Source organism: Glutamicibacter sp. NPDC087583, assembly GCF_044743685.1.
Lineage (GTDB): Bacteria > Actinomycetota > Actinomycetes > Actinomycetales > Micrococcaceae > Glutamicibacter.
Genome location: NZ_JBIUWY010000003.1, coordinates 381,487 through 402,091, shown reverse-complemented (window position 1 = coordinate 402,091; position 20,605 = coordinate 381,487). Strand labels below are relative to the sequence as shown.

Annotated in this window: 15 protein-coding genes; 12 read left to right on the top strand and 3 right to left on the bottom strand. The window is 57.2% G+C overall.

Going from position 1 to position 20,605, the window contains the following annotated elements; translation table 11 throughout:
- Positions 1 to 102: 102 nt before the first annotated feature.
- The 6 genes from ACIOU9_RS10965 (at position 103) to ACIOU9_RS10940 (ending at position 11,724) form a co-directional block, all read left to right on the top strand.
- Positions 103 to 2,145, top strand: coding sequence for a hypothetical protein (locus tag ACIOU9_RS10965; protein WP_402696916.1), 2,043 nt, complete (start codon positions 103 to 105; stop codon positions 2,143 to 2,145).
- A gap of 31 nt (positions 2,146 to 2,176) precedes the next feature.
- Entirely contained in the window at positions 2,177 to 3,754 is a 1,578-nt protein-coding gene (locus tag ACIOU9_RS10960; RefSeq protein WP_402696963.1) for a type I restriction-modification system subunit M, read from the top strand.
- Entirely contained in the window at positions 3,747 to 5,003 is a 1,257-nt protein-coding gene (locus ACIOU9_RS10955) for a restriction endonuclease subunit S (RefSeq protein WP_402696914.1), read from the top strand. The genes ACIOU9_RS10960 and ACIOU9_RS10955 overlap by 8 nt, the downstream gene beginning before the upstream one ends.
- A gap of 34 nt (positions 5,004 to 5,037) precedes the next feature.
- Positions 5,038 to 6,147 (top strand): YhcG family protein, encoded by a 1,110-nt coding sequence (locus ACIOU9_RS10950; protein ID WP_402696912.1) that lies wholly within the window; start codon positions 5,038 to 5,040, stop codon positions 6,145 to 6,147.
- 57 nt (positions 6,148 to 6,204) lie between these two features.
- On the top strand, positions 6,205 to 9,402 hold the full coding sequence (locus ACIOU9_RS10945) for a type I restriction endonuclease subunit R (protein ID WP_402696911.1): 3,198 nt from the start codon (positions 6,205 to 6,207) through the stop codon (positions 9,400 to 9,402).
- A gap of 201 nt (positions 9,403 to 9,603) precedes the next feature.
- Positions 9,604 to 11,724 (top strand): AAA family ATPase, encoded by a 2,121-nt coding sequence (locus ACIOU9_RS10940; protein ID WP_402696909.1) that lies wholly within the window; start codon positions 9,604 to 9,606, stop codon positions 11,722 to 11,724.
- Positions 11,725 to 11,792: 68 nt separating this feature from the next.
- Here the strand turns inward: ACIOU9_RS10940 and ACIOU9_RS10935 are convergent, their stop codons facing one another.
- Entirely contained in the window at positions 11,793 to 12,500 is a 708-nt protein-coding gene (locus ACIOU9_RS10935) for a FadR/GntR family transcriptional regulator (RefSeq protein ID WP_105656270.1), read from the bottom strand.
- Between the two features lie 24 nt (positions 12,501 to 12,524).
- Positions 12,525 to 14,201 (bottom strand): L-lactate permease, encoded by a 1,677-nt coding sequence (locus tag ACIOU9_RS10930; protein WP_105656269.1) that lies wholly within the window; start codon positions 14,199 to 14,201, stop codon positions 12,525 to 12,527.
- A gap of 146 nt (positions 14,202 to 14,347) precedes the next feature.
- On the opposite strand from ACIOU9_RS10930, the gene ACIOU9_RS10925 reads away from it, so the two are divergent.
- From ACIOU9_RS10925 to ACIOU9_RS10905, 5 genes are all read left to right on the top strand, one after another.
- A complete protein-coding gene (locus tag ACIOU9_RS10925; protein ID WP_105656268.1) occupies positions 14,348 to 15,112 on the top strand; it encodes a (Fe-S)-binding protein in 765 nt (254 codons plus the stop codon).
- Positions 15,113 to 15,129: 17 nt separating this feature from the next.
- Positions 15,130 to 16,581: a LutB/LldF family L-lactate oxidation iron-sulfur protein gene (locus ACIOU9_RS10920; protein WP_402696961.1), complete on the top strand. Its 1,452-nt coding sequence runs from the start codon at positions 15,130 to 15,132 to the stop codon at positions 16,579 to 16,581.
- Positions 16,578 to 17,210 (top strand): LUD domain-containing protein, encoded by a 633-nt coding sequence (locus ACIOU9_RS10915; RefSeq protein ID WP_332594596.1) that lies wholly within the window; start codon positions 16,578 to 16,580, stop codon positions 17,208 to 17,210. Before ACIOU9_RS10920 ends, ACIOU9_RS10915 begins: the two co-directional genes overlap by 4 nt.
- A gap of 535 nt (positions 17,211 to 17,745) precedes the next feature.
- Positions 17,746 to 18,918 (top strand): MFS transporter, encoded by a 1,173-nt coding sequence (locus ACIOU9_RS10910; protein ID WP_332728117.1) that lies wholly within the window; start codon positions 17,746 to 17,748, stop codon positions 18,916 to 18,918.
- Positions 18,919 to 19,045: 127 nt separating this feature from the next.
- The gene (locus ACIOU9_RS10905) at positions 19,046 to 19,489 is read left to right on the top strand and encodes a DUF4190 domain-containing protein (RefSeq protein ID WP_105656265.1); all 444 of its coding nucleotides are present in this window, start codon (positions 19,046 to 19,048) and stop codon (positions 19,487 to 19,489) included.
- A gap of 113 nt (positions 19,490 to 19,602) precedes the next feature.
- On the opposite strand, the gene ACIOU9_RS10900 is transcribed toward ACIOU9_RS10905, so the two are convergent.
- A complete protein-coding gene (locus tag ACIOU9_RS10900) occupies positions 19,603 to 20,151 on the bottom strand; it encodes a YceI family protein (RefSeq protein ID WP_105656264.1) in 549 nt (182 codons plus the stop codon).
- 221 nt (positions 20,152 to 20,372) lie between these two features.
- Here ACIOU9_RS10900 and ACIOU9_RS10895 point away from each other — a divergent pair, with 221 nt between their 5' ends.
- Entirely contained in the window at positions 20,373 to 20,531 is a 159-nt protein-coding gene (locus tag ACIOU9_RS10895; protein WP_402473574.1) for a hypothetical protein, read from the top strand.
- Positions 20,532 to 20,605: the final 74 nt, after the last annotated feature.

Below are 20,605 nucleotides of genomic sequence, written 5' to 3'. Positions count from 1 at the left end.
AAATTACTGATAATGAGGGTTATCAGTAACTACCATAGGAAACTGAGAGTTCTTCTTGTAGGGTCAGAGTTATCATTCGATCGGGCATGAAGGGAGGCAGTGATGAACACGCAAGAACTGATCTCCCTGCCTGACATCGCACGCCTTGCTCATGTCCAGCGCCCTGTCGTTACCGTCTGGCGCAAAAGGAGCCGGGGCACTGAACTGCCCTTTCCGGAATCGAAACGGAGGATCGGCGCCCAGGAACTATTCGCGTCCGAAGAAATTGTCCAGTGGCTACAAGCTACCGGCCGCGGAAACAACCCTGAGCTCAAGGAAGACTCGGCGGCCTACTCGACATTGGCGCGGGAAAACTTTCCTCTGGTCACTTCGCTTCTGGCCCTGCAGCAATTCTTGAGCCAGCCGTTGGCACAATTTTCGCCGAGCGAACTTCTAGACGCTGCAGATGAGCTAGACCCGGATGACGAGTGCCTCTATTCGGAAATAGAATCAGCGCAGGACAAATTAGCCTCCATCGCCGGGTACGTCGACAAGCTGATTGACGCGTCGTACGGAGCGCTGCCTGCATTCGAATCACTGTTCAATGATCGTTTCCGAGCCAATGAAATCGCGATAAGCCGCACTGCCCTTTCAGAATCTTCCCGACGGCTTGTCGCCAAGTGTGCGCTGGAGCTGGCGGGCCCGGACTCCGTTTTCCATGAGGCGACCCCGGGAGGCAGCGACCTTATCTATGCGCTGATGCAACTAGTTGAAGAATCGACTTCTTTGCAGATCCAGCTTCCAACTGTCGCCGAAGAGCGCGATGCTTCCCGGCTGACCGTACGCCGGCTGAAAATGCTGCTGGCCACGAATGAGTCTTTCATTGCCGCATCACCATCAAATGGGATCAAGCCGATCATCCATCTGGCCCAGTTCCCCTCTCCGGAGATGCAGGACGATGACCCGCTGGCGATCTTGCAAGCCATTGATGATCTGGTTCTCGAACTCGGTCCCAGCCACAGCGCCATCGTCATTGCCCCGGCAAACGCCTTGGTCAATGCCACGGAGCATAAGGAAGCCGCTAACGTGCGGGCTTCGATTTTGCGCATGGGACGAGTCCGCGCTGTTGCTTTACTGCCGCAAGGCCACTTCCTTTTCAAGCCCCGGACTGCTCTTGGATTGTGGGTCATCGGTCCGGATACTTCGGATGTTCCATTGGCTGAGCGTCGCATCATGCTTGCTGATCTCAGCGACTTGCCATTGAGAGACAGCGTCGCGGATGACTTTGTCGCGGATCTGGCAGCAAGCCTCATGGAACTGCACGGACTTCGAGCACACTCTTTCAGGTTCGCCCGGTGGGGACGAACAAGCAGGATCATCGCCAGTTCGCAAGGGCTGATACCCCGGAATCTAGTTAAACGCCTGGATCCGCATTCAGGCGCAGCATCTCTGGCCGAACACCAGGTCGAATTCGAAAAACTGCTGACTGCGCTGAATGAGTCCAGCGTCGCTCGCCCTCAATTGGACTGGGAGCTGCAGTTGCGCGATTCAGAAGCGCAACCCGTCGAAACGTCCGGTTTCAGCACGCTGGGCGAGCTGGTTTCCCAAGGACATCTTCAAGTCCTGTCAGGAACCCGATTCAACAAAAATTCATTGCACCACAAGGTCCAGCACGGAATACAAGTTTGGAGTTCTGAGGATATTCGGTCTGGACAGCCCTCCAGCTCAATTTCATACTTCGACCTTGCGCAAGCTTATGGCCGAGCAGTGATTACTGAGCCTGGCGACATCATCTTCAATTCTTCAGGCGGTCCGACCGCCACAGTTGATGTCGAAGGCTCAAAGGCAGTGAATTTCCCTGCGAGGGTTCTGAGAATCAGTTCACCCACGGATTCCGGGCTCCATCCAGAAGTGCTCGCCCAAGACATCACCAATGCCGAATCAGCGAATTGGCGGCAGTGGGCGGTTCGGAAGGTCCCTCCGAAATCTTATGAGGCGATGCGTCGCGCGCTTCGTTTGATTGATGAGGAACGCCAGCATATCGCCAGCCGCATTGAGCTTTTGAATGCCATGTCCAGCCGGATAACCAGCGCATTATTGTCCGGTGGACTTGAGATACTTGTTCCAGAACATTTAAGGAAGGACGTCCCTAGTGGCACGAACTAAGAAGGTGGCGGCCGAGGCTGCCCCGAGCACGATGAAGGAACTCAAAGATACTCTGTGGAAAGCCGCAGATAAGCTTCGTGGTTCCATGGATGCCTCGCAGTACAAGGACGTCATCCTTGGCCTGGTCTTCCTCAAGTATGTTTCTGATGCTTTCACTGAACGTCGTGAACAAGTGACAGCTGAACTTACGGCTGACGGTATGAACGAAGAACAAGTAGCTCAACTACTTGACGATGTGGATGAGTACATCGGTCAAGGAGTCTTTTGGGTTCCAGCAAATGCACGCTGGGAATACCTGACCCAAAATGCCAAGGGGCTTGACGCAATCGGCGGTGAAGCCCCCAAGAATATCGGCGAGCTGATCGATGCTGCCATGGATGCAATCATGGCTTCCAACCCACCTCTCACTGGCACTCTGCCACGCGTCTTCAACCGCGAGTCCGTGGATCAGCGCCGTCTCGGTGAATTGTTGGATCTGCTGAACACCACCCGCTTCACCGGCCAAGGTTCGACACGTGCGCGCGACTTGCTCGGTGAAGTCTATGAATACTTCCTGGAGAAGTTCGCTCGTGCCGAGGGCAAGCGCGGCGGAGAGTTCTACACGCCTGCCGGCGTGGTTCGCGTCTTGGTGGAGGTCCTGGAGCCGACCAGCGGACGTGTCTACGACCCGGCTTGCGGTTCCGGTGGCATGTTCGTGCAGACCGAGAAGTTCCTTGATGCCCACAGTGAAGATCGCACCGCGATTTCCGTCTATGGACAGGAACTGAACGAACGCACTTGGCGCATGGCCAAGATGAACCTGGCCATCCACGGCCTGAATGCCAATCTCGGCTCACGCTGGCAGGACACCTTTGCCCGCGATATGCACCCAGAGCTGCAAGCCGACCACATCATGGCCAACCCTCCGTTCAATATCAAGGATTGGGCGCGCAATGAGTCAGATCCGCGCTGGCGCTACGGTGTCCCACCGGCGAACAACGCCAACTACGCGTGGATCCAGCACATCATTTCCAAGCTGGCGCCAGGCGGCACTGCCGGCGTGGTCATGGCTAACGGTTCCATGTCCTCGCACTCCGGCGGGGAAGGCGATATCCGCGCCCAGCTGATTGAGGCGGATCTAGTTTCCTGCATGGTCGCGCTGCCGACACAGCTTTTCCGCTCCACTGCCATCCCGGTATGCACGTGGTTCTTCGCAAAAGATAAGACTGCTGGAGTTCAAGGTTCCGTGGATCGCACCGGCCAAGCGCTCTTCATCGACGCACGTAACCTGGGCTACATGGTGGACCGCGCCGAACGAGCTTTGAGCGACGAGGATATCGCGAGGATCGCTGACACTTTCCATGCATGGCGCGGAAGCGCATCCGCTGATGGCAAGGAATACGCAGACGAGGCAGGCTTCTGCTACTCGGCCACTTTGGCTGAAATCAGAGATGCCGATTATGCACTAACGCCAGGTCGATATGTTGGGGCGGCCGAAGTCGAAGACGATGGAGAGCCGATTGCAGAGAAGATCGCGCGACTTAAGAAGGAACTGTTTGAGCAGTTCGAGGAATCTGAGAGGTTGGCGACTGTTGTGCGCGAGCAGTTGAGGAGCGTTCAAAGTGCCTGAAACGACACGAGTGTTGCTAAAAGATTTACTGATCGCTACCAAAGACGGTGATTGGGGAAAATCTGAACGCGAAGATGGGTACGTTCCATACAGTGTCATTCGGGCCACAGACTTCGGAAACGTCGCTCTAGGAAATACGGGGAATGTCCCCATCCGTTACTTGTCGGCAAAGACTGTGGAGCGACGAACTCTCCAAATTGATGACATTCTAATCGAAACAGCCGGCGGGTCACCTGGGCGGCCAACTGGGCGCACAATGTTAGTTACCGATCGTGTTCTTTCCGGATTCTCTCTACCAGTTACTTGCGCCAGTTTCGCCCGATATATGCGAGTTGACCGTCGACTGGCGGACCCTCGATATATCTACTGGTATTTACAATCTCTTTACCAGTCTGGAGCAATTGAGCAATATCAAGTACAGCACACGGGTGTTGCTCGCTTTCAGTACACGAATTTTGCGTCGACACACAAGGTTCCGATTATCGAAATGCGTGAACAAAAGGCCATCGCCGAAGTCCTCGGCGCGCTCGACGACAAAATTGCTGTCAACGTCAAACTCGCAAACATTGCCGATGAATGGATTCGGGCCGAATACGACTTGCTAACGACCCTAAGTAGCGAGCATCGAGCCCTCTCGGAAATAGTCATAAATCGCCGAAACACTGCGAACCCCGAAATGCTTGAAGCAAAGGTTCCATATGTAGGCCTTGAACACATTCCAAGACGATTGATGTGGCTCGGGGAACACGGTTCATCCGATGAAGTGAGTAGCAACAAGAGCCATTTCAAGGCAGGAGATATTCTATTCGGAAAACTCCGACCCTACTTCCACAAGATTGTCACGGCGCCTAAAGCAGGGATTTGTTCGACGGATGTTCTAGTACTTACGCCCATGGATGAAGCACTATCGGGCTTTGCTTTGGCATCACTTGCCCATGATGGTGTCGTACAGGCTGTCACGTCTGCCAGCGAGGGCACACGAATGCCCCGCACAAGTTGGAAGGATCTCTCCAGCATTAATGTTCCTTGGCCAGGTCACGAAGCCGCAGAATCCTTCAGTACAAGGGTCTCAGCCATTCGGGATTACGTCATTGGCCTTATGGCCGAGAACCAGACCCTAGCAGCTACTCGCGACGCGTTGCTCCCCCAGCTAATGTCGGGCAAGCTGCGCGTCAAGGAGGCCGAAGCACTCGGTGAGTCCGTGGTGCAACCGGCCGTTAATGCTTCTCGCGTACCGGAGAAATTCTAGTTTGACTTAGTTGCACGACGGAAAGGCAAGTGGTATGAATTCGCAGGACAACACTTCAGCTTCGGACGACGTTGTACTTTTCGCAAGTACGCCGTCTGCCGCTGGCCTTCCCGAGTGGTACCCGTTGCTACTTAGTTCGATCAGTGACCGCATTTCCCAGGGACAACGTAAAGCCGCCCTGGCCGCCAACCAAGAATTGATCATTACCTATTGGCATATCGGTCGCGACATCCTCGATCGCCAATCTCAGCAGGGTTGGGGAACCAAAGTCATTGACCGGCTCTCTGCCGATCTGCGAGATCGGTATCCAGACGTCAAGGGCTTCTCACAGAGAAATCTGAAGTATATGCGAACCTTGGCCGGTGTTTGGACAGCTGAGGCAATTGTGCAAGCGCCGCTTGCACAATTGCCTTGGTATCACCACATCGCCCTGTTGGAGAAGCTCAACGAAGAATCCACGCGCATATGGTACGCCCAAGCAGCGCTTGCCGAAGGCTGGTCACGCAACCATCTGGTACGCCAGATCGAGACACGCATGCATGAACGCAGTGGGCAGGCAACTTCCAACTTCAATACAGTGCTGCCCTCATCGACTTCATCTGTAGTCCAGGAAGCCACGAAGGATCCTTACGTCTTCGATTTCCTGGAGCTGACAGAATCCCATAATGAACGAGAGCTTGAAGGCCAACTGTTGCAGCACGTCGAGCGTTTCCTGCTGGAACTTGGACGGGGATTCGCGTTTGTCGGACGGCAATTGCGGTTGGATGTAGCTGGAGATGAGTTCTTCCCGGATCTAGTCTTCTACAACTTCATCCTCCGCCGATTCGTGGTGGTTGAGTTGAAGGTGGGCAAGTTCGAGCCCGGCCACCTCGGCCAGTTGGGAATGTACATGAGTGCTGTAGATGACCTGCTGGCACAGCCAGGTGATGAACCTACCGTCGGCCTTTTGCTGTGCAAGACCAAGAACTCCGTGGTTGCCGAGTATGCGTTGCGTGGTTTCAAGTCGCCTATTGGCGTTGCCGAATGGGCTACCGAGATCAAGGATTCACTTCCAGATGATGTCTCTCGAAGCTTGCCGAGTGTCGATGAATTGGAAGCGGAACTCGCCGCCACCGATATCGCCAACACGGACCATCCCGGATGAAAACCACAAGGCTTGCAACCCGATGAATCTTCGCTCCGAGAAAAAGGATCTAGCTCAATGACAACGAACACCAGCTTCTCCGAAGCGGACCTCGAAGGCCTCGTACTTGAATGGCTCGGCGACGGATGGCGTCCTGCCCACGGCCAGGACATTGCACCGGGCACTAGCGAGCGTGAATCTTGGGATGAACTACTAATTCGTCCGCGTCTGCTCACCGCGCTGCGTCGCCTGAACCCCGGTATCCCGGAGCAGTACCTGCAGCAGGCCTGCGCGGAAATCGCAGCTCCAGCATCCCAGGATGCGATCACCGAGAACTACCGCATGCACAAAATATTCGTGGACGGCTACCGGCTGACCTACTTGGACCCGGACGGAACCGAGCAGAATCCCACGCTGCGCCTGATCGGTGCCGAAGAGACGGACAATGATTGGTTGGCCGTCAGCCAGGTCACCCTGGTCCAGGGCGACTACAAGCGCCGCTTCGATGTCGTCTTGTACTGCAACGGCATGCCGGTGAGCATCATGGAACTGAAGCGGGCTGGATCCAAGAGCACAGACGTTGCCGCCGCTCACGCCCAGCTGCAGACCTACCTGCGGGAGTTCCCGCTGGCTTTCCGCTTCTGCGTCTTCACCTTCGCCTCCGACGGGTTGGATGCCAAGTACGGGACCCCGTTCACGCCGCTGAACCACTTCTCCCCGTGGAATGTCGATGATGACGGTATCCCCGTCCCCGCCGACTTGGTCATCGACGGCGACGCGGTCCTACCGATCGAGACTGCCATTGCAGGGTTATACAACCCGACCCGCTTCCTCCAGCTGTTGCGTTCCTTCACCGCCTTCGATGCCGGAGCCGAGGGGCTGCTCAAGCGCATCGCCAAGCCGCACCAGTACTTCGCTGTTAACAAAGCCGTCGGATCCACAGTTGATGCCGTGCGCACCAATGGCAAGGCCGGCGTAGTCTGGCACACCCAGGGGTCGGGCAAGTCCATGGAAATGGAGCTCTACACTGCCTCGGTCATGCGCCACCCTGCGCTGAAGAATCCAACGGTCGTGGTGATCACCGACCGCAATGAACTCGACGGGCAGCTCTATTCCGGGTTCGCCCGCTCCCAGCTGCTGCCTGACACTCCCAAGCAGGTCCGCCGCCGCACCGAGCTGCGCTCCGAGCTCTCCGGGCGGGTCACCGGAGGCATCTACTTCACCACCCTGCAGAAATTCGGGCGCACCAAGGACGAGAAGGAAGCGGGCACCGAGCACCCGCTGCTCAGTGATCGGAAGAACATCATCGTCATCGTCGATGAGGCGCACCGCAGCCACTATGACGATCTGGACGGCTATGCCAGGCATCTACGCGATGCCCTGCCCAACGCAACACTCATCGCATTCACCGGCACCCCGATCTCTTTCGAGGACCGCAATACCCGTGATGTCTTCGGCGACTACATCGACGTCTACGACCTTTCCCGGGCCGTGGAAGACGGCGCCACCGTGCCCGTCTATTTCGAGCCACGCCTGATAAAGGTGCAGCTGGCCGATGGGCGCACCCTGGAAGACTTGGACGCGGATGCCGACCGCGTGACACTGGGTCTGGATGACACCGAGCGTGCGCGCATCGAGCAGTCCGTGGCCGTGGTCAATGCGGTCTACGGCGCCCCTGAGCGACTAGCCGAACTAGCCAGGGACCTGGTCTCGCACTGGGAACAACGCCGGGATACCGTGGCACCCTTCATCGCTGACACTTCTGGCGCACCAACTTATGGCAAGGCCATGATCGTTGGAGGAACGCGTGAGATCTGCGCAAATCTCTACTCAGCCATCACTGCCCTGCGTCCAGATTGGCATTCCGATGAGCTGGACAAGGGCAAGATCAAGGTCGTGTACTCCGGGACCGCGTCGGACGTTCCACCAGTATCCGACCACGTCCGCCGCGACTCCGCGAACAACTCCATCAAGGAACGTCTCAAGGATCCCGAAGATGAGCTGGAATTAGTCATCGTCAAAGACATGATGCTCACCGGCTTTGATGCTCCTCCCCTGCATACTTTGTATTTGGACCGTCCGCTCAAGGGTGCTTTGCTCATGCAGACCCTTGCCCGCGTCAACCGCACCTTCCGTGGAAAGTGTGATGGCCTGCTTGTCGCCTATGCCCCGTTGGCTGAAAACCTCACCACCGCGTTGGCTGAATACACGGCAGATGACCGCAAGAACCAGCCCGTGGGCAGGAACATTGATGAAGCCATAGCCCTGGCGGTGGACCTCGTCAGCCAGATCCGCGTTCTGCTCGCTGGTCACGATTGGAAAGCCGTACTCGGCAAGCCCGGGCCGAAGTCGTTCCTGAACGCTGTCACCGGCGCGGTCAACTATTTGCGTGATCCTGCGACCCCGGGAAATAGTGGAGTTGCCGAAGGCGCACAGCCTCTGGCCGTCCAGTACCGGTCCACCGCTGGTCGGCTGGCACGGGCGTGGGCTCTGTGTACCGGTTCTGGCAAGCTGGAAGAGCTCCGCCCGGAGATCCAGGTGTACGAGGAAATTCGCGTATGGATGGGCAAATTCGACGCCCAGGACCGACAAGCGCAAGGACTGCCTGTTCCTGAAGAAATCCAGCGGCAGTTGGCCCAGATCATTGCCACGGCAACCGACGCAACCGGCAAGGTCCTGGATATCTATGAGGCCGCAGGCATGCCGAAACCTTCGCTCAGCGACCTGACACCGGAATTCGTTGCCAAGACGCAGAAGGCGCGAAATCCGCAGTTGGCCATTGAATCCTTGCGCAAACTTGTTGCCGAGGAATCCGCGAAGTCCACCCGGAATAACGTCATCCGCCAGCGTGCGTTCTCTGAACGCATCACCGAACTGATGACCAAATACACCAACCAGCAGTTGACCTCTGCAGAAGTCATTGCCGAGTTGGTGGAACTGGCCAAAGAGGTAGCCGAGGAATCCAACCGCGGCCAGAAGTTCACACCACCCATGGACAACGACGAGCTGGCGTTCTACGACGCGGTGGCTATGAATGAATCCGCCCTGATGGAACAAGGCGAAGACATGTTGGCCACCATTGCACGTCAGCTGGTCCAGGTCATGCGTCGCGATGTGCGTACCGACTGGACCGTCCGCGAGGATGTCCGGGCCAAGCTGCGGTCTTCGGTGAAGCGGCTTCTGATCCTGAACGGATACCCGCCAGACAAGCAGCCCGAAGCCATCAAGCTCGTCATCGAGCAGATGGAAACGATGGCACAACGCTTCACCAACTAAAGCAGATCAAACATTTTGTCAGAAAGGCGAGAAGATGCTTCGGCAAGTAACCTCAGTTGAAAACTTTCGTGGTTTACACCAGGAGTTAATGGGTGACGAAGTAGTGTTCGCGAAGAAGAGCATCATCTTCGGATCAAACGGCTCTGGGAAATCATCGGTTTCTGAACTATTTCGTACTTTATCCATTGAACCTGGATCACCTTGCAGTCTAAAATTTCCACTTCCAGCCTCAACTCGAAGGCGAAGAAAGTAAAGACCGGTGAAAAATTAGACATAGCCAACATACAGGTATTCAACCATTTTTACGTTGAAGAAAAACTTCGAGAATTTCTTGACGCATCAGGAGAATCTGAGACTATATTCAAATTCGGCGACAATGCAGATGCAGCTACGTCACAGCTCGCTGCCGAAGAATTCATTGCCCACTACAAAGCACGTCTGAAGTCAGTTTCTTCGGCAGATAAGGATTGCAAAGAATCGCTCAAACGAAGTCTATCGCTCTTTAAGGAGCAGGTAGTCGAAGCACTAAACGTGGTGGACCCAGATAAATACTCTTCATACAGATTTGACGTTCGGGTAGCGAAAAGACATCTTGACAAGAACGGCCTGAAAAGTCTTAACACAGATGATTATGGCCATCATTTCCGCACCGCGACAATGGATGCCCCGGACACAATCAGTGCGGTTGTCCTACCCGAAACTTCGTCGGCCAAGTTGCTAAAGCAACTTCGACTAGCAACGAGCCAACTGACCACGGCTATTGTCATTCAGGAATTGGCAGCTGATCAAGAAGTTGACGACTGGGTACGTCTTGGACTCAGGCTGCACAATAACGAATCTGTATGCAAGTTCTGCAGTGGCCTTCTCACCGAAGACCGTAAGGTCGACTTGCGAAAACACTTCGATGACTCATCAAATTTGGTAAGGGAAGAGCTGGCTAGAATAGCTGCTACATCAGCAGCGGAACGCTCAAAATTAGAGTCATGGGTGCAAGATTTACCAAAGAAATCAGAATTCTATCCAGATCTCCAACAGGCCGCTGATGAGCACATCTCAAGAATCCTAAACTGGGCAACGCGTAGACGAGATGAACTGGACAACATTATGAAACTGGTCGAAAGGAAAATAGAGAAATTCTATGAACCGCTAGACCTGCCCAATGATTTCCGGCTGGAAGATGCTCCGATTGATGACTTGGAGCAGCTAATTAACGCCCACAATCTTCGTTCAGCGGACCACGCTGAAGCGGCCCTCAATTCTGCTAATGCAATAGTTGAACACCTCGCGGAACGTCACTCGACACAATATAAGATTGCGGACGCGCGTGTCCCGCGCTTAGCGGACTTGCAAGCAAAACTGAGCGCCCGACTGCAGCATCATGAAGACCGAGCTGCTCATTACAAGGCCGCACAAACGGACGCGGCTGTCATGGCTAAATCAATTGATGACGATGTCAAAAATGTCTTCGGTCGCCAAGATATCGATGTGAGGCCGTCCTCCGATGCGACTGGCTACGTGATCGCGCGCCATGGCCTACCAGCAACGAATCTTAGCGAAGGCGAACGCAAGATAATTGCTCTATCTTACTTCGTACGGTCCCTCGAAGCCGACGACGTAGACCAGGACAACTTAGTCGTAGTCGTCGATGACCCCGTCTCAAGCCTCGACCGAGAGAACATGTACGCTGCGTTCGCTTGGCTGAATGAAAAACTTGATCATTACCCACAGTCAATAGTTCTTACTCATGATTTCGAGCTGTTACGACTGTATACGGTTTCGACTTCAAATCAGCGGAAGGCGTCACTAAAGAAAATTGGCGGCGGCAACGCTGCGGAGAAATGGTTCCCTCGTGTGAATTTCTTGGAGCTATCCCGGTGTGAAAATTTCTCTCACCCAGAGCAGAATATTCAGTTGCAGGAGTTTCCCGTTTTCCTTCTCCAGCACAACTCGGAATATCATTACCTATTCAATAAAGTTGTTACTACCGCTCGTTCGGATGGAGACGATTCACTCCTGCCCCTCGTTGGAAATGCAAGTCGTCGTTTGCTCGAAGGATTCGCTACTTTTGAGGGACCCGCCGGGACGAGCTTTCAAGAGAAAATCGATATGGCGTGCAAGGGCAAAGTGGACGACATTGTCAAAAATCGAGTTGTAAAGTTTGCCCACGGTCAATCACACCGAGAAAATCCAAATCCCTCAACTGGGGTAGATCTACCTACAGTTCGAAAAGAACTTCAGACATTATTAGGTCTAATTCGTGGCTGCAACTCCGAGCATTTCGAGAGGATGTGCAAGGCAACTCAGACGACACCAGATTGGTGATATTGCTAAAGATACCCAGGAGAAACCTACGAACCACAAGGGTTCGTACCTTCCGACAATCAACGTTCCTAACGGGTCTGCGAGTAGAACCAGTTGATGTGCTCTTCAAGCAGCTGGGCCGCCCGTTCGCGCTGGTTCGTCGCAAACGCGTGGTGGATGGCCTTGTGCTGACGGCGCAGGACGCGGACCACCGGCTGCCAGGCCTCGTCGCTGGGCACCGATTCGGAGACATAGTCGCTGATCGAGTTGCGCAGCGATTCCATCATCGATTCCACTACCGCGTTGCCGGCCATGGAGGCCAGGAGCACATGGAACTCGGCATCAATGCGGTGGAAGGCCTCGCGCGAGAGCTGCGCGTCGTCCATGCGCATGATCAGCACCGCGGTGCGGTCAATGACCTGCTGGGCATGGATCGGATCGCGCGGCGTCATTTGCGCTGCCCAGGTTTCCAGCAGGATGCGAGATTCGACGATCTCGCGGACGTTGATCCCCTTGGCCGCCAAGTGCAGGCGCAATGCCTGCGAAATGCCTGCCGAGGGGTTGGAGATGATCACCGCTCCGGAGTTGGGCCCGGAGCCGGTTGAAGTCTTGATAATGCCCATCACATCAAGGATGCGGATGGCATCGCGGACCGAGGCCCGCGAGATCCCATGCTGCTCCGCGAGCGCACGCTCGCCGGGAAGCTGGTCTCCAACGGAGAGCTTCTCCTTGCGCAGATCCTCTTCAATTGCTTGGAGAACAATCTGGTACGCACGCGGAGCTGGGTTTACTGGCATCGGATCTATTTTAGCCGTTCACGGCTAAGGCAGCATCCAGGACAGAACCGGGGTGGACTGCAGGTAAACCAAGCAGCACAGCACCAGCAGCATGCCTACGGACCAACCGGCAACCTTCTTGAGGATCACCGACTCCTGGCCTTCCATCTTCACCGAGGTAGCGGCGATGGCCAGGTTCTGCGGGGAGATCAGCTTGCCGACCACGCCGCCGGAGGTGTTGGCGGCAACCAGCAGGTTCGGATCGATGCCGGCATTGATGCCAGCGGTCTGCTGCAGCTTGGCGAACAGCGCGTTGGCCGAGGTATCCGAGCCGGTCACCGCGGTGCCGATCCAGCCCAGGATTGGCGACAGGAAGGCGAAGAATGCGCCGGTGCCTGCCAGCCAGGTGCCAATGGTGATGGTCTGGCCCGAAAGGTTCATTACGTAAGCCAGGCCGAGGACCGACAGGATGGTCAGCGCGGCGTAGCGCATGTTGTAGACGGTCTTGCCGATTTCGGCAGCACCCTCGGCGAAGGTCATCTTGTACTTGCCGTTGCCGTCGTTCTTCGCGTAGACCAGGGCCACGATCAGGCCGGTGATCAGCAGCAAGGTGCCCGGGGAGGATAGCCACTGGAAGTTGTAGATGGTCGAAGATACCGCTTCGCCATCAGCATTCAGGATCTTGCCGTCCAGTCCTGGCCAGCCGAACTTGATGTCCGTGGTTGCCAGCCACGCAGGAATGTCCACGCCCAGCTTCCACAGCTTGGCCACGCCGAAGATGACGATAACCAGCAGGTACGGGAACAAAGCCATCCAGGTGTTGACCGGGTGCAGCTTGGCATTGGCCTCGTATGGAATAGCGGCGGCTTCAGCAGTCAGCACGCGCTGGCGTGCCTCGTCGGCACCCTTTGGAGTCCAGAAGCGCAGCAGGATCACTGCGGCGGCCAGGCCAACCAGCGCAGCAACGATATCGGTCAGCTCATAGGAGAAGTAGGTCGAGCACAGCCACTGGGCGACACCGAAGGAAATGCCGATGGTCAGCGTTGCCGGCAGGGTCTGGCGCATGCCGCGCCAGCCGTCGAGGATCAGCACCAGGATCGACGGGACGAACAGCGCCAGCAGCGGGGACTGGTGGCCAACGATGGCGCCGATGTCGGCAGCCGGGATGCCGGTCAGGGCACCGGCGGTGGTGATCGGGATCGCCACGGCGCCGAAGGCCACCGGGGCGGTGTTGGCGATCAGCACGGCGCAGGCTGCGCGCAGCGGCGACAGGCCCAATGCCAGCAGCATGGTGGCGGTAATCGCCACCGGTGCGCCGAAGCCTGCCAGCGCTTCAAGCAGGCCGCCGAAGCAGAAAGCAATCAGCACGGCCTGGATGCGCACGTCGCCGCCGCCGATGACGTCGAAGACGCGGCGCAGGTCTTCGAAGCGGCCCGACTTGACGGTGACCTGGTAGAGGAAGATCGCCATGACAACGATCCAGACAATAGGGAAGGCACCGAAGACCATGCCCATCAGTCCGGAGTTCAATGCCAATCCAACCGGCATGTTCCAGCCGAAGATCGCCACGAGGATGGCAACAGCGAGCGAGCCGAGGCCGGCCCAGTGGGCCTTGACCTTGACTACCGCCAGAAGTACGAAGAAGGCTACAAGCGGGATCAGTGCGATGAGCGCTGAAACAGCTATGCTCCCCGCGATCGGATCCGTGGAGGGTGTAAACACGGTGTGGGCGTCCTTACTCGAGATGGTCTGACCATATGTGGTCCGACCACCTAGAGTACAAGGTGAGAGCTATCACAACAAGTCTTGACTATTACGAAGTGCGTGGCATAGTATGGTCTGACCACACCCTGAAAGAGTCATTTATTATGCGAATTGCTCTCTTTGCCACGTGCATTGTGGATGCTATGTATCCGGAAACCGCCAAGTCGACAGTGAAAATCCTGGAACGCTTGGGCCATGAAGTCATTTTCCCCAAGGCGCAAGCCTGCTGTGGGCAAATGCACATGAATTCCGGTTATATGCCTGAAGCCCTGCCCGTGGTCGAAAACCACATCAATGCCTTCGACACCGAAGACTATGACGTCGCGGTGGCCCCCTCGGGCTCCTGCGTTGCTTCGGTCAAGCACCAGCACCCTTTCCTGGCAGAGCGCCTGGGCAAGCCGGAGCTCAAGGAACGCGCAGTTGCCGTGGGCAAGCGCACCTATGAACTGAGCCAACTGCTGGTGGATGTCCTGGGGATCACCAACGCCGCCGAGCAGCTGGGCAGCTACTTCCCGCAGACCATCACCTACCACCCTTCCTGCCACGGCATGCGTTCGCTGAAACTCGGCGATCGGCAACTTGATCTGCTCAAGACCGTCGGCGGCATCACCGTCAACGAGCTTCCGGAAGCTGACCAGTGCTGCGGCTTCGGCGGTACCTTCTCGATCAAGAACTCCGATGTCTCCACGGCAATGCTCGAAGACAAGATGAAGAACATCTGCTCCACCGGCGCCTCGGCCTGCGCGGGCGGCGACGCCTCCTGCCTGATGCACATCGGCGGCGGACTTTCGCGCACCGGAGCCAAGCCAAAGACCCTGCACCTGGCAGATATCCTGGCCAGCACCATGGAAGAGACGGTGTCACTGTGACTCAGGTATTCCTCGGCATGCCTGCCGGCGGGCAGGGCAACCTGTTCGAGACCGAGCCATTCCCCAAGGCCGCGCACCGCGAACTGGGCAACACCCAGATGCGCAAGAACCTGCGCCACGCCACCCACACCATTCGCGACAAGCGGCTGAACGTCGTCGGCGAGCTTCCGGACTGGGAAGAGCTGCGCGACGCCGGCAGCGCCATCAAGAACCTGACGATGGCCTACCTCGAAGAGCGTTTGGAAGAGTTCGAGAAGAACTTCACCGCCCGGGGCGGCATTGTCCACTGGGCCCGTGACGCGGACGAAGCCAACAAGATCGTTACCGAGCTGGTCAAGGCGACCGGCTCGAAAGAGGTCGTCAAGGTCAAGTCCATGGCCACCCAGGAAATCGGCCTGAACGAGCACCTGGAGACCGAGGGCATCGAAGCCTTCGAAACCGACCTTGCCGAGCTGATCGTCCAGCTGGGCAACGACAAGCCAAGCCACATCCTGGTTCCGGCGATCCACAAGAACCGCACCGAGGTGCGCGACATCTTCCTCAAGGAAATGCCGGTAGTGGATCCGAACCTGACCGATGAGCCAGCCAAGCTGGCCGAAGCTGCCCGCAAGCACCTGCGCAAGAAGTTCCTTTCCGCCAAGGTCGCCATCTCCGGCGCGAACTTCGCGCTGGCTGATACCGGCACCCTGGGCGTAGTGGAATCCGAGGGCAACGGCCGCATGTGCCTGACCCTGCCCGAAACCCTGATCACGGTCATGGGCATCGAGAAGGTTCTCCCCCACTGGGAGGACATCGAGGTCTTCATGCAGCTGCTGCCGCGGTCTTCCACCGGCGAGCGCATGAATCCCTACACCTCGCTGTGGACCGGCGTGAGCGAAGACGATGGCCCGCAGAACGTGCACATCGTGCTGCTGGATAACGGCCGCACCCGCGCCCTGGCCGACCGCTTCGGCCGCACCGCGCTGAACTGCATCCGCTGCTCGGCGTGCATGAACGTGTGCCCAGTGTACGAGCGCACCGGCGGCCACGCCTACGGTTCGACCTACCCGGGCCCGATCGGCGCAATCCTCTCCCCGCTGCTGACCGGCATCCAGGTCGAGGAAAACGGCTCCTTGCCATATGCTTCCTCGCTGTGCGGCGCCTGCTACGACGCTTGCCCGGTGAAGATCAACATCCCGGAAATCCTCGTGCACCTGCGCGGCGAGGACGTGGATGCCAACCGCGACAAGCACAAGCTCCCGACCCAGATGGATCTGCTGATGAAGGGCGGCTCCTGGGCGTTGGGCAAGGGCAAGAACCTCGGCCTGCTCGAAAAGGCCTTGCCGCTGGGCCGGCTGATGTCCGGCAAGGAAAAGAAGATCAAGAAGCTTCCGGGCATCGCCGCAGGGTGGACCGCCAGCCGTGACATTCCCGCCCCGCCAAACAAGTCCTTCCGCGACTGGTGGAGCGACGAGAAGGAGTCCAAGTGAGCGCAAAAGACGAAATCCTGGGACGGATCCGCTCGGCACTAGCCGATGCTCCCGTCGCGCAAGAGGTACCCCGCGAATACCGCAAGACCTCGGATATGGGTGAAGCTGAGCTCATCGACCTGCTGGTGGACCGCTTGGTGGATTACAAGGCCGGGGTGGACGTCATTGACGCCGCGCAGATCCCGGAATACGTAGCGGCCAAGCTGGCGGGAGCCTCCAGCGTTGTCTACCCGCATGGCTTGGACACCGACTGGCTCTCAGGGCTGGGCGAGAAGGTCGAGCAGCGCATCGATGCCCCGGGCGCACGGCTGAGCATCGCCGAACTGGATGAAACCAGCGCCGTGGTCACCTCGTCGGCCGTTTCGGTCGCCGAGTCCGGCACCATCATCCTCGATGGCGAGCCAAACCAGGGCCGCCGCGCGATTTCGCTGGTACCCGACCACCATGTGTGCATCGTGCCGATCTCGTCGATCGTGCGCCTGCTGCCAGAAGCCATGCCGCGACTGGCCATCACCCGTCCGCAGACCTGGATCTCCGGCCCGTCGGCCACCAGTGATATCGAGCTGGAGCGCGTTGAAGGCGTGCACGGCCCGCGTACCTTGGACGTCCTGATGGTTCGCGGCCTGTAAGGCTGGCGCAATAAGCTTTCGCGGCCGGTTCCCCCCTCCTAAACCTCCAGGGGAACCGGCCGCGAGTGCATTTAAGTGTGCTGTCGGCTTCTTGCCCTAGCCGCCGGCAATAAAACCCTTCAGGTCCGCCTCTATTCGATCGCGCGCGGCAAAAAAGCGAAGCCGGCAGTCCAGCTTCGAACATTTCGCGGAAGCGCACCGGTGGCATGGAAACGCTCAAGCCCGCGATGACTTCCCTGGCTCCATCGTGACGGCAATCCGTTATGCTTCCCTTGCCTCGGATTTTCATCACCGGAGATATCTGGCGCACCCAGCCCGCCAATCCTGTCCAGGCTTGGACGTGTCCATGGCGCTGCCGCTGGACGCGACCGGTGAGTTGGGCGAATTCCTCGCTCAATTCATGACTGAATCACCAGTAACTGCCTAGCTGCCGATGCGTCATCTGCCCGTGGCAGCTGTCATCCAAAACAGCATCAGCGGGCAGATTCTGATTACATGGATAGGCAGGCGGAAGATTCTCACTTGAAGGGCCGGGATGGAGAAACAACAGGACCTTCGGATTTCGGTACGCACCATTCCCGATTCGGCTTTGCGCTTCGTCGGCTTCCTTTCCTTCTTCGACCGCTATGGCACCCCTCCCATGCTGGTCGCACTTTCGCTGGGTACCTCGCTCAGTTTCGCCCAAGCTGTCCAACTGGTAGCTTCCTATGCCTTGTTCTATGCCATTGGCCAGCCGATCTGGGGCGTGCTTAGCGATCGTTTCGGGCGTCTGGCGGTTTTGCGCGCGGCGCTCATCGGCGCTGGCCTCGGCGCGGTCGCCAGCATCATGTTCACCGACTATTTGCCGCTACTCATTGCCCGCTCCCTCACCGGGTTTATGTTCGGCGCGCTGTATCCAACGCTGATGACGCTCCTGGGCGATACGCGTACCGGGGTAGAACGCGCGCGGGGCTTATCTGATTTGCAGATCTATTCCTCGCTGGGCACCACCCTGGCGACATTAGCTTCAGGAGCATTGGCAACATACGCGAACTGGCGGCTGGTGTTCCTGTTGCCTGCACTGGGTTGCGTAGCGGCCCTGTATAGCTTGCGGAAGGCGGCAGAGCCCGAACATTCGCGTTCCGGATTCCAATTCCGTGCAGCTTTGCGTCCCATGAATTTGGCCCTTTATGCCATCGTCTTCCTCGAAGGCGGGCTGCTCATGGGATTGCTGACCTATATCGTTCCCGCCTTGCAAGAATCCGGTGTCGCTATTGGCTTGGCGGGAGCGCTAGGTTGCGCTTTTGCCCTGGGAGTCATTCTGGGTGCACGCTTGATGCGCCGATTGGTGGCACGCATTGGCCGAACGTGGCTTATTGGGGGTGGCGGCCTGGTGCTTTGCGCAGCTTTCCTCCCCTCGGCGTTCGCTCCCTCCCCTGCCTCCTACACCTTCACCGCGTTCTTCCTGGGTGCCACGAACGCGATCATGCACTCATCAATGCAGGGGTGGGCGACCGATATTTCGCCTGACGCGCGGGCCACCACCGTTTCACTGTTCGTTTTTGCCCTGTTCGCGGGGGCATCTGCGGCGACCTACCTAACTGCAGATCTAGCGCAGAATGGCCACTACGGCCAGATCTTCGGAATCGGCTTGGCACTGAGCCTATTACTTGTGGCGGTGGCGACTGGCACTCATGCGCTGTGGCGCAGAATGCATCCAGCCAGCTGACTTCACTGGCAGGTAGGGGGCATTCTGGCATTGCAGAGAGTTCTTCTAGAGATTAGATGTTATTGCCGGTTGCATGTGAGAATCTTGAATTAAGCGAACGAGCCTCACAAGCGGAAAGCAGGTTGCCATGACCAGTCCAGGCGAAGAACCACGAAACCCCTATTCTTCAGGGCACCAGGGTCAGAACCGGCAGTACCAGCAGCCTGGTTCCTACGATCTCAACGGCGTCCCGCAACAGCCTTACTACAATCAACAGGCACATGGCCAACCGGGCCAGTACCCCCAGGGCAACTTCGGCTATCCGACAGCATCCCAATTTCAAGGCACCCAGCTGGCACAGACCTCGATGATTCTTGGCATTGTGTCCATCTTCGTTGCAGGCGTGATCCTTGGCCCGATTGCTATTTTCAAGGCCAATAAAGCCGAAAGGGAATTCAATACGGTATCCACGGTCGGCAAAGTGACCGGTTGGATCGGCACCATTTTGGGCGTGCTCTGGATCGTGTATGTCGCATTCCTTGTCATCGGTGCTATCGCATTTTCCGTGGACCCGTCATTCAGCGGGTCCTAGGCACTTCTTCCCTCGACTTTAACGACAAAGCCTCCGGCTCACTTTCGTGAGCCGGAGGCTTTGCCGGTATCGGCCCTTGTCCCGTCATCCCCATGACGGCCTTCGGGAAACTTTTACTCTGCGGTTGGCAGTACGAACGAAGCGTCGATTTCGATCTTGACCTTGTCGCTGACCAGAACGCCACCGGCTTCCAGTGCTGCGTTCCAGGTGATGCCGAATTCCTTGCGGGAGATGGTCGTGGATGCGAAGAAGCCAACGCGGGTTGCACCGAAAGCGTCTACAGCTTCGCCGCCGAGCTCTGCTTCGAATTCAACTTCCTTGCTCACGCCGCGGATGGTCAGATCGCCAACGAGAATGAACTCGCCAGCCTCGCCCTTGACCGCAGTGGACTTGAAGGTCATGGTTGGGAACTGCTCGGCGTTGAAGAAGTCCTCGCCCTTCAGGTGGCCGTCGCGGTTAGCGTCCTTGGTGTTGACCGATGCGATCTGGACGGTTGCCTCGACCGAGGAATCTGCCAGGGTTGCGCCGGTGGTCAGGGTTGCGTCGAATTCAGTGAAGCTGCCGCGAACCTTGGAGATGCCTGCGTGGCGAACCGAGAAGCCGATCTCGGAGTGCGATGCGTCGAGGTTCCAGGTTCCGGTGGTCAGTGCAGATGCAGTCATGTCTAAATCCTTTCGTCGGGCCATCAAGTAGTTGACGCCTCAATTTGTTTTGCTGATACCAGTATGACACTAATGAAGTTGAAGCGTCAACCACTTTCCATAAAAAAGTTTCATCTGGCTATTCAAGAGATCCGTATTTTGATACTGACTAGGAAAGTTTCTACTGAAGTCATTTTTCATGCACCCCTTTACTCAGACGCGTACATGGCTAGACTGAGGCCATGAACGCAAATGACCCAGTTCCCGATAATGCCCAAGAAGAAGCCGAGTTATCCGCAGAGCTAGAGGAAATTTGGCAGGAAGAATCCATCACTACCGCTGCCACGACCGAAATCGCCGATGAAGTCGACGGCGAGCTAGGCACCCGGAACCAGCAATAGGTAGATGGCCTCCACCTATTTCTATCCTGCAAGCAAATCCATCCGAGAGAAACCAATCCCCAGTGAATCCTCGG